The following is a 12,097-nucleotide window of genomic DNA, read 5'->3' as shown; positions in this document are numbered from 1 at the left end:
CCGCACCCTTCTCGCGCAGCGACTCACCCGCGACGGCCAACAGGCACAAACGCCATCCCATTCTGAGGAAGCGGAATTTGAAAGGCTCAGGGAAGCGGTCTGTTGACAGGCTCGTATAATCACCTTGGTCGAGAAGGATAGTTCTCAAACGCCGATATCACGAAGCCGCTTTCCCTTATTTAGATTTTCCTCAATATCTTCGAGGGAGCAACCTTTCGTCTCCGGCACGAAAAACACCTTGACGAAGAAGAAAACCAAATTGAAACCGGCGAGTAGCCAGAAAACGCCGTAATCATGAATCACCGCCATAACAGACAGAAAGATATTGGCGATCAGCCAGTTTGTTACCCAGTTGGTAAAAGTGGATGCCGCGACGGCGGCGGTGCGGCCTCTTAGAGGTTGGATTTCAGCACAGAGCGTCCACGACATCGGCCCGGAGCCAACGGCGTAAAAAAGACAAAAAGGGCGAGAAGGGTGATTTCAGTCACTTTGAAAATCATCCCCGGTAAACCCAGATACGCGACAAAACCAAAACCGGCTAACATAATGGAGGCCGCCAGGGTGCTGATCATTAAAAGGGGACGGCGACCCACGCGGTCAATAAAGTAAATGACAAGCCCGACGCCCGTGAGATTGACCGCCCCGAAAATCACTGTACACCAGATGGATGCCGCGGTGGAAAAACCCATTTTTTCGAGAATATGCGGCGCGTAATACAGTATGACATTAATGCCGGTCAGTTGCTGCAAAGCCTGCAGCGCGACACCCAGACGGCCCGCGCCCTCCGCTTCTGCCCATCGGCGACCAGCCAGCGTGGTGAGTAAGGGATCTGCAACATCGCAATAATGAAAATTACGGTCGGGACAAGCAGGATGCCCAGCATCCAGCGCCAATGCCCGCCATAAGCCGGCAGGCTGTCAGACAGGAAAGCAAGGAGCATTCCGCCGCAGACGATGAGCTGATAAATAGAGATCATCGTGCCGCGCTGCGATTCCAGCGAGATCTCCGCAATATAAAGCGGCGCGGAAAAAGGCGGTGAGCCCAACGCCGAGGCCGAGAACGACGCGCCCCCGATCATGATGCTGACATTCGGGGCCAGAGCGCAAAGCAGCGTCCCGAGGAGGAATAGAAAACCCGCCACCAGCATCGCCGCTTTGCGTCCCGCCCGCTGGGCGATAAAGGCGGCCGCAATCGCGCCTGCCGCCACCCCAACATGAGGGAGGACACAATCCACTCGTCCAAGGCGCGGATTGGAATGAAGGTCATCTGTCAGTTTTCTGGGTGAGTCGGCATTGGTCGTCATGGTCAAACCATGATAGCTGACCGCATAATCTCTCGGCTCATTGACGATATTTTCGTCGATTTCAGCCCATTCCAAGGCATGGATGAGGGAACCGGCGCCTGTCTCGGGAGTGTTCTGCCCATCATACGACATAAAGGCGTTGTGGAAGAACGCTTTATTGGAAGCGCCGATATAAATGACGGGCGTTGTACGTCCGGGATCCCATACTTTGTCTAAAGATGTCGTTGATGGAACTGTTCCGTCGGCCCGCGTCATTTCGGTAGCCCATCCATATACCGAGATGCTGAGTCCATCATCGCTCACGCCTGCGATGGGGCCGAACAGATTTCGGAAGGCCGGAAAGGTGGAACTTGTCCCGATCGCTAACTGCACCGTCCCTTCAGGGACAGAATTGGTCACGATATACATACCCTTGTGGATCTCTGCACCCTCTCCGTCGCCGTCAGGGGCGTGCTGAGCGTGACATCGTGGGCTGAATATCGTTTTACGGGAAGCATTAAACGTGCATTCGCATTTGCAGGTTGCCCGTACAACATGACACCATCATGTGTAGCAACATAACCGTCTCGATATTCCTTCGCGGAAATTGCAGCCCTCCGGCCATATACGGGCTCCATGAAGAGGCACAGGACGCAGCCCGGATTGAATGGGCCGGTTGTGGAGCCGTGCACCACAAGATTATGCGGCTGCGTGGCAATCTGCTTGTAGGGAGAATGCGGTAAGTTAATGAGGTTACCACCAAGGACGGAGGCTTCAAAACCCGTGGAGAGCGCTTCGCCTTCAACATCTGCATCCAGGATGGGCGTAAACGTTCCGTCCAAGGTTTGACCGACCTGTAAAACGGATGTCGTGACCGGCGCTGTCACGTTGCCCCCGCATTGAGCCCGGCGACGCCATTCGGCTCATTGATCTCGGACCGCATGATGGGTGTGTCATCGTCTGTAAGATAAGCTGACCCTTCAAATTTGAAAGCGTTTTTCGATTTTTCAACCTGGCTGGCATCGAGGCGCGTTTCACTTTGCGCAAAGCAGACCGCGCCTGAAAGATTGAAAGTTAAGACGTGCATTAGAAATATAATATTTGGGAAATGTTTTTTTCATCTTGTTCCTCCCGAGCCTATTTTACCGCGATCCTCGTTGAAGCATCAGAATGACAAGGCGTGGCAGCTTAACAGATCGTCGCCCGAGCATGCCCGCCTGCCTGATCGATCCGTTCGTGAAAATGTCATGACTTCTCGCGCTTATTTGATCAGAACTATTTTACGACAACGAACGAGATAACGGTCGTCCTGTCGGTAAACCTGACGATCATTTACCTTTTTGGTGGCGCGCATCATCGCGCGCCAGCAGACTTAATGAAGGCGTAAGTAAAGACGCACACTCGCGAGATTTGCTTTTTAAACAAAAATCATTATGGTGCCCCCGCCATTGCCCCGTTGGGCCTGAATACAACGACCCCTTCTCATCTTCGGAGATTTACCGTGAAACTGTCTGAGTACCGTGCTCAGTTGGCTTTCTCGCCACTGAATGAGGTGCTGGCCGGAATGGTTGGCACGTTCGCCCTCATTCCAGAAGTCATCGCCTTTTCCTATGTTTCAGGCGTGTCGCCTGCCATTTCGCTTTACGCCTCCTTCGTCATCAGCATCGCGATCGCGCTGACAGGTGGTCGGCCAGGGATGATCTCCGGCGCGGCGGGGTCCATCGCTTTTGTGGTCGGCGCGCTGGTTCATCATCACGGAGTCCAATATATGTTCGCGGCCACGATGCTGGCCGGATTCATGCAATTATGTTTCGGGCTGCTCCGCCTACATGTTGTGATGCGCTTTGTCTCCGACGAAGTGCGGACAGGCTTTGTCAATGCGCTGGCCATCCTCATTTTTTCAGCGCAGGTGCCGCAAATGCTGCATGTCACCTGGTATACGTATGCGCTGATCGCGATCGGGCTGGCCATCATCTATCTCGTGCCGCACATATTCACGATGATTCCCTCTCTCCTGATCTGCATCATCGTTCTGACGCTGATCACTGTTTTTTATCCGATGCCGGTCCGCACGGTTGCTGATCTCGGTACCCTGCCAAACGGGCTCCCGCAACTGACATGGCCGCATGTTCCGTTTAATATTGAGACGCTTGAAATCATCTTCCCCTATGCGCTGGCCATGGCCGCTGTCGGCCTGCTTGAGTCACTCATGACCGCCGGCGTGGTGGATGAGCATACGGACACGCACGGTAATCAGCGGATGGAGTGCACGGGGCTCGGGATCTCCAACATGCTTGTCGCGGTTTTCGGTGGCATTGGCGGGTGCGGCATGGTGGGTCAGCCGGTCGGTAACCTGCGTTATGGCGGGCGTGGACGCCTCTCAACTTTCGCAGCCGGTGCGTTTCTGCTTCTCCTGATGGATGTGCTGCATCGCTGGTTCGCCCTTGTGCCGCTTGCCGCGCTTGTAGCGATTATGATTATGGTTTCCGTCAGCACCTTTGCCTGGGGATCCCTGCGGGATCTGCTGCGCCATCCCAAATTATCGACTGTGGTAATGATCGTCACGGTGCTCGTGACCGTCAGCACGCAGGACCTCGCTGCGGGCGTTGTCGCGGGCGTTCTGCTCAGCGGCGTGTTCTTTGCCTGGCGGGCGACGAATATGCTCAGCATCAAGCATGAGCGCGAGGGTGATGAAGAGATTTACAGGATCTCAGGGCAGATCTTCTTCGCGTCATCCGACATGCTTTTCGACGCGGTTGATTTCCAGACATCCGCGAAGAAGATCGTGATTGATGTGGACCGGGGGACATTCTAGGACATCACAGCCGTCGCCAAACTGGAGAAAATTGTCAGCAAATTACAGGCGCGCGGCGTTCATGTGGAGGTTAAGGGCCTCCCCGTGCACGCCAGCATGACATTATCGCGGAGCAATCTGACAAGGCTCTCCTGGCCGTTTGAAGAGGGTAGAGGCGCGAGGGCAAACATCCCTCGCGCCGAATATATGTTTAGCGCGGCAATTGCGGCCAACCCGTTGCCGGGCGGTCAAAATGAGAAAACATTTCGTGGTCGGGGATATTGGTGAGATCCTTGCTCTCCGTCTTCACTATTTTTTTCATCGTCGCCTTTGACAGCATGACCCGCAAATCGTGAAGCACATGGGGCGAAGCGGCGAGGACGAGGCCCTTGAGCGCGGCGTTCTGCGCGAGGACTTTCTCAATCTCCGCGGCGATGGTGCGTGCAAAACGCTCCTTCGTCAGCTCTTTCGGGTCGGATTTCGGCTCTTTGATCGACGTGGTCAGCAGGCCATCTTCGTCAGGGTGATGGTGCGCGTCCAGTCGGTGGATTGTCCGCATCTGATGACCGTCATAGCGCATGAAACGCGCTTTTTCACCATCACATACGGCGTATAAGACAGGATCTTGTACTGGCATTTTCGTACCCCCGTTTAAACCATTATCTGGTTTATCAAGATGTATTCACCGCCGAAAAATCCTTCAAGTCAAGCACGTCACCTTTCGTGCAAACCCAAGGCTGAAGTGACCTCATGCCACACATGTTGATCCGGCGCATAAAGCAGGCCGGATGCCTTGTGCCCGATGCGGTAAGCTGCACCATGGTGAAGGGCGCCATAACCACCCGCCTCTGTCAGGAGGACATATCCGGGGCAGTGATCCCACGGCATGACCTTCCGATAATATAAAATATGCACATGTCCCGAGGCGGCCATCATATATTCGATGGATGCACATCTCAGATCCCATAAACGCTCGAAAGCCAAAGTGATATAAGCAGCTTTCTCCGTCAGATTGACGACGTACAGGGACCAGGATAATTTTCCGCGGAGACCGGATTAAAAATAATAGAAGCAACCGACGCCGCATGTGAGATGACGGCAATCATGACGCCAAATGCCGCGACCCCCTCAACGTAATTGACGGTGCCGTCGATCGGGTCAATCGTGAAGGCAAGGGATGCATGGGCCAGCTCATTTACGAGTTCGGGATTTTTGCCACCGCCCCCTCCTCCACAATCAATGCATGGGGGACCAGTTGACGAAGGCGCGCTTCAATATAGGCTTCCGCTTGCTCATCAATTTCCGTTACAAAATCACGCGGCGTTGATTTGACGCGGATCTGATCCGGCCGGAGGCGCCCAAAGTCCGGCATGATGAGATCTTGCGACACGTCTCCCGCAATCCCGATGCAGGCTGTGACGAGTTTTTTGAGATATGAGGATGAGAGGGGCGTTTCCTCATTCATGCCAGCGTCTTCCCCCTCCGGTGACGTCGAGTCAGGCAATCAGATTGAGATACTCGGGAAAGCTTCGTTCAAACCGTTTGAGGTCATTATCGGAGAGGTGAACCGTCAGGTGAATAACCGCTTCTTCATCCGTTCTTTCAATGACATCGCCATATTCATAGAGCCACGCCATGGCGGCACCATCCTGGATGCTGAGTTTGACGTGGATGACGGGCAAATGCGCTGTCAGTTGCGCATCGATGGCGCTCAACAGATCGGGCAAGCCCTCCTGCGTCAGTGCTGACACGGGCACGGCCCCGCCAACATGCGCCACATGCCGGACGCCGCCGAGAATATGGGATTTGTTCAGGACTTCGACCACACGCTCAGGTCATGTCTCATCCAAGACCCCATCCCACACCAGATTATTCAGAACCTGAATGACATCTTCACGCTGGGCGTCGCTATCGGGATGCGCCACATTGCGCACGTGCACAATGACATCCGCCTCGGCCACTTCCTCAAGCGTCGCGCGGAAGGCGACAATGAACTCCGTCGGGAGGTCACTGATAAACCCGACTGTGTCAGAAAGGATGATCCGACGCCCGGAGGGCAGCGTGACCGAACGCATTGTCGGGTCGAGCGTCGCGAAAAGCTGGTCTTCCGCCTGGACATCGGCCCCTGTCAACGCGTTGAACAGCGTCGACTTGCCAGCATTGGTGTAACCCACAAAGGCCACGACCGGGAAAGGCACTCGCTGGCGGGCCGCGCGATGCAGCCCACGCGTCCACCGCATCTGATCCAACTCTTTCTTGAGCTTGACCATCCGCTCACTTAACATACGGCGGTCGGCTTCCATCTGCGTTTCACCCGGCCCGCCCAAAAAGCCGAACCCGCCGCGCTGGCGTTCAAGATGGGTCCATAATCTGACAAGACGGGATTTCTGATAAGCGAGATGGGCCAGCTCAACCTGGAGCACACCTTCCCGCGTCGCCGCGCGCGCCGAATATATCGAGGATCAGTCTCGTCCGATCAATCACCTTGCAGTTCAGCGCTTTTTCAAGATTGCGCTGCTGCACGGGGGAAGGCCGCGTGTCGACGACGACATCAACCCCCCTCATGCACTTTTGTAGCAAGCGCCTCGACCTGCCCGGCGCCGAGCAATGTCGCGGGCCGCGCTGCCCGAAGCGGGATGACCTGCTGGAACACGATATCGAGACCGATAGAGCGGGTCAGGCCGGCAGCTTCCTCAAGGCGGGCATCCGCCCCGCGAAGCTCAGCGCGGAGAGATGTCCTATCAGCGGGGAAAATGACCGCTGCGCGTCTGGCAGGTGGCGCCGTTTCAATTAAACCCAAAACGCATTAACCCTCAAATATCGTCGATGTCATCGTCCTGAGAGAAAATCGGAAGCGGAGCACCGGGCAAAATCGTACTGACAGCGTGTTTATAGACCAATTGTGATTGATCATCACGCATCAGGATAATCGTGTGCGTATCATATTGCGTGATCTGACCGGAAAGCTTGACACCATTGACCAGGAAGATCGTCAATTTGGCTCTCGTCTTGACCACCGATTGCAAAAAAATGTCTTGAACGGACTCACCTTCGTGTCGAGGGGAGGCGGAGGATTTTGTTGCTTTGACCAAGTTCGTGCCTATTTGTTAGATGAGTTGCAACCCTGTCGCCAGGGCTTTCGCAATCGAAACGCATATGATGGGGTTCGGCTCCATGCCGAAAAGAAATTTACCCTTGATTTGTTGGGTGGTTGCGGTCGTCATGTGACACGCCGAGTTGTTTCAGTTTGCGATGCAGCGCGCTCCTTTCCATGCCGACGAAACTGGCCGTCCGGCTGATATTCCCCCCGAACCGCATCAGCTGAACGTGAAGATACTGCGTCTCAAACAGATCGCGCGCCTCACGTAACGGTAATGCCATGACATCGGCGTCAGAATCCATCCGCGCCATGGACGGCGCACCTTGACTGACGGTTGATGGCAGCATGTCGGCTCGGATAAGGTCGTTGCCGCTGCCGGGCATCATGATCAGAAGATGCTCAACGAGGTTCCGGAGTTCCCGGACGTTACCAGGCCACTCATATGCTTGGAGGGCTGCCATGGCGTCAACCGATAATTCACGTGGCGGCAGGCCCGAATTTTCGGCATATTGTTTCAGGAAATGTTGCGCAAGGCCGGGTATGTCCTCCCGACGCTCCCGCAGGCTGGGGATTCGGATCGGGACGACGGCGAGGCGGTAATAAAGATCTTCCCGAAAGCGCCCGGCCGCAATTTCAGCCGACAGGTCACGATTGGTCGAGGCCAGGACACGCACATCGACTTTCACGCGCGCGGCACCGCCAATGCGTTCAAAAGCCTGATCCTGCAGGGCGCGCACGATTTTACCCTGCGTCTCCAACGGCATGTCGGAAACCTCATCCAGGAGGAGCGTCCCCTTATGCGCGCGCTCAAGCACGCCCGTGCGTCGCGCCGTGCCGTCACTTTGCCCCTCAACGCCGAAAAGCTCATCCTCAAACCGGCTTGGCGCCAACGTGGCGCAATTCAGCGCGATAAAGGGCGCGGACGCACGTTTTGACCGCTCATGGATCATCCTTGCGGCGACTTCCTTCCCGGCGCCTGCGGAGCCGGAAATCAGAACGCGTGAATTTGTGGGCGCCACGCGCTCAATCTGCGCACGCACGGCGCTGATGGCGGCACCGCTGCCAAACAAGGCCGCGTCACTTCCCGCGCGCAAACGCAACTCGGCATTTTCCCGCTCCAGCCTTGCGGCTTCAAGCGCGCGGCGTGTGACGACAACGAGTCGCTCTGCGTTGAAAGGCTTCTCGATGAAATCGTAGGCACCATGCTGAAGGGTGACGACGGCGGTCTCGATGGAGACATGGCCGGAAATCATCACCACAGGCTGGGTCGGCTCTTCCGATTTGATCATTTTAAGCAGAGCCACGCCATCAAGGCGGGAGCCCTGCAACCAGATATCAAGAATAATCAGGGAAGGACGGCGCGTGCGGAAAGCCTCAAGGGCCTGGTCGGCATTGACGGCAACCCGCGTTTCATAACCTTCATCTCGCAGAATTCCGTCGATGAGCATCCGAATATCGGGCTCGTCATCGACGATCAGGATTTCATGCTCCATAAGTGCTTTCCATCAATGGTCTCAGCATCAAACGCACCACTTATCCCTGACCCAAGACATTATGACGGGGGAGGGTCAAAATCGCGATTGTCCCCTGCTTATCACCCCGATCTTCTAAAGAAATGGTGCCGTGATGGTCATCCATTATTTTTTTTACGATCGCGAGGCCGAGGCCGGTACCTTTCGGCTTGTGCGTAATATACGGCTCCGTCAAACGGTGTCGATCCGTTTCCGGAAGGCCGGTGCCGTCGTCTGAAATCATGATGTCAACATGCGCGGGCTCGACCCGAAGTGCAACATTTATCTCGCCTTTCCGCAAGCTATCGGCACTTTCCTCACCCATGTCGGCGGCTGTACGATCCTGCGATGACATGGTGATGGCATCGGCAGCATTTTGCAGCAGATTTGTTAGTGCCTGGCCAATCAGCCGACGGTCACACGTCACCATCGGCCCTTTTGCCGTCAGTCCGGATGTTTCAAAGACGATCTCCGGATGCGCGTTTTTCTGCAAGACAATCGCTTCCCGCAGGAGGCGTCCCAGATCCGCCTCTTTCAACTCTGGCGCCGGCATACGCGCGAAGGCCGAGAATTCATCCACCATGCGTCCGATATCGCCGACATGACGCACGATTGTATCGACGCAAAGCCCGAATGTCTCCATGTCAGAGGAAATCTCTTTCATGAAACGCCGTTTCAGGCGCTCTGCGGAAAGCTGGATGGGCGTCAGGGGGTTTTTGATTTCATGCGCGATCTGGCGGGCCACATCCGCCCAGGCCGCTTTACGCTCAGCAGATTGCAGGGCCGTGATGTCATCAAACGTCACGACATAACCCGCAACATCCGCGCCTTTCTGCTCCCGCGCGACGCGGACGAGAAGCGTCCTGCCGCGCGCCCCGACACCGAGCACTTCCTCACCCCCCTGCATGTCAATCTGGATTTCAACGTGGCGCACCTGTCCCGGTGTATCGCGGACAGCATCGAGGATGTCGCTAAATTCCGGCACACATTCCTGAAGATGCCGCCCTATAAAACCGTCTATATCGCGCTGAAGAAGGGTCGAGGCCGCCTTGTTCGGCAATTCGATAACCTGATGGGCGTCCAATCCGATGACGCCAGCCGAAACACCTTCCAGCACGCTTTCTGTAAATCGGCGACGCTCATTGATCTGTTCGTTCGCCTCGATGAGGGCCGTCCGTTGCGCGGAGACCTGATCGGTCATGCGATTAAACGCGCGGGAAAGAATACCGACTTCATCATCCCGCGATGGATCGCGGGACCGCCTCCCCTCCGGCACGCGGACGGACAGGTCACCGAGGCTGACCCGTCGGGCGGCAATGATCAATAATCCGAGTGGCCGCGCGATCTGATTGGCCAGGACGAGCCCCGTCAACATGCCGACCGTGAGGACGAGAAGGCTCAAAAGCGCGAAAATCAGCACAAAACTGATCTGAATCGCTGAGCGATTGGCATTAAGGCGTTGATATTCACTGACGACGGCATTTGTGCGCCGCATATGCTCAAGGATCTTGGCATCCACCGGCCGGGTGATGGCCAGCATCAGGCCGGTTGTTGAACTCAGACTCACCACGGCACGCACCGTTTTTTCATCCGGTGCGTCGAGGATAGCGGCATCGCTGGAGCGCGCGAGGGACGTGGTTTCTTTCGGCGGCAATTTAAAGGTGCGCCCCTGTAACGCGGCCAGCCCCCCGACGCCACGACCTTTTCGGTAAAGGCATCATAGACAACAGCCTCCGTCAGGCCACGTTCTGTCGCCTCGAAATCCAAAATGGATGCTAATTGCGCCGCATTATGCAGGAAATCGATCTCATAATGACCCGTCTCCCCGCTACTGAGGGGCGCATAGGCACCGTGGCGGAGCATATCGTCATTTTCCGCGATGATGAGTTGGTTCGCCATCGCGAAGGCCTCCGTACGGATATTTTCATTATGCTCCTGCAAATAACCCGCCGCGACGTCGCGTGCTTCGCTCAAGGCCAGATTGACGCGGTTGGAAAACCAGATCTGCACCCCGAAATGGAAAAACAGTGCCGCGATTGTCCCGATCACGACAGCAGGCGCAACCGAGACAACACCGAAAAGGGCGATCAACCGCACATGCAGGCGCGCCCCGGCGAGGCCTGTCCTCCGCTCCGAAAGCATTTTGCGCAGGCGTGACACGATCGTCATCGTGAGAAAGGCCAGCACGATAATATCGAGGAGGAAAATCATCCCCTCAATTTCGGGGCGATGCGTGATTGACATCCCCCCCGCCAGCACGATGAATGTCGTTGAAACCAGGACAATCGACGTGACGATCAGGATCAACGCGGTCTGCAATCTTGTGACGAGCGAGAGCAGGCTCTGCCATCGACCCCGTAAATAAGGCGCCAGGGACCAACCCGCCATCAGAGCTGATCCAGCATGATATCGAGCGATTTGAGTTTTTTGCGCAACGTATTGCGATTAAGCCCGAGAAGCTGCGCCGCGCGAAGCTGGTTCTTACCCGTGACCTCTAAAATGCGCCGGATCATCGGACGCTCAACCTCCGCAATGATGCGCGTATGGACATTGCCCGCATCGCGCCCATCCCCGACCAGCATATCCACGTAGCGCTTGACGAGGTCTTCAATGGTCTGGGCCGGGCGTGCATAGGCGGCGCTGCACGCATCGTCGGATTCTGCCAGCGTCTCACGCGTCAAGATCCTCTCCCCGCTGACGCGCGCCGCGCGGCCTAAAACGTGACGCAAATGGCGGATATTGCCTGGCCAATGCCGCGCCTGACACCACGCAATGGCATCTGACGACAAGCGTCGACCTGAGAGCATCTCGATCTTTTCCCAGGCCTGGCAAAGCGCCGGAATATCTTCAAGCCGGGCGCGAAGTGGCGGTACCTCTACCAGGCAGGGAAGAAAAGTGGCGGCAAGCTTTTCATGGATAAAAACATGCTGCCGCACCTGATTGGACGTCAGCCCCGATGTCGCGAAGATCCGCACTTTGGCCTGAGGCCGATTTTCAAGCCAGTGGGCGATGGCATCCTGCTCATCAAGGGAGAAAGCCTCAATCTCCCGGAAGAGCACACCTTCACCCATACCATTCAGACAGCGGGAGAGATCCTCACCCGGGCTGATGATGCGCCACGATTTTACCGGGTCCAGAAAGGCATGGAGAAGCCGCGCCACAAAAGTCCGTCCGACGCCGCACTCCCCATGGATGAGGACGGGGTCAGGGGCGTCCAGGAGGCGCTCTAATGATGCACGTAGAAATTCAGTCGGTTCGGAAGCGCCAACCCAGTGATGCGCAAGATAAGTGGCGCGGTCCATCAATGGCGCTGCACCGAAACCGGCAGGCGAAGCACCGGACGGCGTCATAAAGGTGAGCCCATGTCAGGAAATGGCGCAGATGGATGTTGCGTTGGGATGAGCGCCATG

The 12,097-nt window shown here is 56.2% G+C and carries 8 protein-coding genes and 4 pseudogenes; 1 reads left to right on the top strand and 11 read right to left on the bottom strand.

Translation table 11 applies throughout. The annotated features are described in order from the left end of the window. Positions 1 to 144: 144 nt before the first annotated feature. The 3 genes and pseudogenes from AAYR33_10600 to AAYR33_10590 form a co-directional block, all read right to left on the bottom strand. Positions 145 to 1,303: pseudogene (locus AAYR33_10600) on the bottom strand (MFS transporter). A 395-nt stretch (positions 1,304 to 1,698) separates the two neighbouring features. Beyond that, positions 1,699 to 2,169 carry a hypothetical protein gene (locus AAYR33_10595; protein ID XAO71371.1) on the bottom strand — a complete coding sequence of 157 codons (471 nt, stop codon included), beginning with the start codon at positions 2,167 to 2,169 and terminating at the stop codon, positions 1,699 to 1,701. Then, a complete protein-coding gene (locus AAYR33_10590) occupies positions 2,166 to 2,369 on the bottom strand; it encodes a hypothetical protein (protein XAO71370.1) in 204 nt (67 codons plus the stop codon). The genes AAYR33_10595 and AAYR33_10590 overlap by 4 nt, the downstream gene beginning before the upstream one ends. A gap of 414 nt (positions 2,370 to 2,783) precedes the next feature. On the opposite strand from AAYR33_10590, the pseudogene AAYR33_10585 reads away from it, so the two are divergent. Continuing rightward, a pseudogene (locus tag AAYR33_10585) lies at positions 2,784 to 4,240 on the top strand (SulP family inorganic anion transporter). A gap of 47 nt (positions 4,241 to 4,287) precedes the next feature. Here AAYR33_10585 and AAYR33_10580 read toward each other — a convergent pair. The 8 genes and pseudogenes from AAYR33_10580 to AAYR33_10545 all read right to left on the bottom strand — a co-directional run bounded on the left by AAYR33_10580 (position 4,288) and on the right by AAYR33_10545 (position 12,037). After that, positions 4,288 to 4,713 (bottom strand): host attachment protein, encoded by a 426-nt coding sequence (locus AAYR33_10580; protein ID XAO71369.1) that lies wholly within the window; start codon positions 4,711 to 4,713, stop codon positions 4,288 to 4,290. Positions 4,714 to 4,790: 77 nt separating this feature from the next. Further along, the gene (locus AAYR33_10575) at positions 4,791 to 5,060 is read right to left on the bottom strand and encodes an inositol monophosphatase family protein (protein XAO71368.1); all 270 of its coding nucleotides are present in this window, start codon (positions 5,058 to 5,060) and stop codon (positions 4,791 to 4,793) included. 211 nt (positions 5,061 to 5,271) lie between these two features. Then, the gene (locus AAYR33_10570; protein ID XAO71367.1) at positions 5,272 to 5,580 is read right to left on the bottom strand and encodes a hypothetical protein; all 309 of its coding nucleotides are present in this window, start codon (positions 5,578 to 5,580) and stop codon (positions 5,272 to 5,274) included. Then, a pseudogene (gene hflX, locus AAYR33_10565) lies at positions 5,573 to 6,876 on the bottom strand (GTPase HflX). The gene AAYR33_10570 and the pseudogene hflX overlap by 8 nt, the downstream one beginning before the upstream one ends. Before the next feature lie 13 nt (positions 6,877 to 6,889). Further along, entirely contained in the window at positions 6,890 to 7,168 is a 279-nt protein-coding gene (gene hfq / locus AAYR33_10560; protein ID XAO71366.1) for an RNA chaperone Hfq, read from the bottom strand. A gap of 97 nt (positions 7,169 to 7,265) precedes the next feature. Next, positions 7,266 to 8,669, bottom strand: coding sequence for a sigma-54 dependent transcriptional regulator (locus AAYR33_10555; GenBank protein ID XAO71365.1), 1,404 nt, complete (start codon positions 8,667 to 8,669; stop codon positions 7,266 to 7,268). 40 nt (positions 8,670 to 8,709) lie between these two features. Continuing rightward, positions 8,710 to 11,075 (bottom strand): annotated as a pseudogene (locus AAYR33_10550) (PAS domain-containing sensor histidine kinase). Beyond that, the gene (locus AAYR33_10545; protein ID XAO71364.1) at positions 11,075 to 12,037 is read right to left on the bottom strand and encodes a helix-turn-helix domain-containing protein; all 963 of its coding nucleotides are present in this window, start codon (positions 12,035 to 12,037) and stop codon (positions 11,075 to 11,077) included. The pseudogene AAYR33_10550 and the gene AAYR33_10545 overlap by 1 nt, the downstream one beginning before the upstream one ends. Between the last annotated feature and the right edge of the window lie 60 nt (positions 12,038 to 12,097).

This window comes from Acetobacteraceae bacterium (assembly GCA_039613835.1).
GTDB lineage: Bacteria > Pseudomonadota > Alphaproteobacteria > Acetobacterales > Acetobacteraceae > Sorlinia.
The sequence above is the reverse complement of the archived record's forward strand: the minus strand, read 5'-3'. Positions and strand labels throughout refer to the sequence as shown.

Excerpts from the sequence above, each read along its gene's own strand:
- AAYR33_10590 (XAO71370.1), bottom strand. The coding sequence starts at position 2,369 with ATGCACGTCTTAACTTTCAATCTTTCAGGCGCGGTCTGCTTTGCGCAA.
- AAYR33_10580 (XAO71369.1), bottom strand. The coding sequence starts at position 4,713 with ATGCCAGTACAAGATCCTGTCTTATACGCCGTATGTGATGGTGAAAAA.
- AAYR33_10555 (XAO71365.1), bottom strand. The coding sequence starts at position 8,669 with ATGGAGCATGAAATCCTGATCGTCGATGACGAGCCCGATATTCGGATG.
- AAYR33_10545 (XAO71364.1), bottom strand. The coding sequence starts at position 12,037 with ATGACGCCGTCCGGTGCTTCGCCTGCCGGTTTCGGTGCAGCGCCATTG.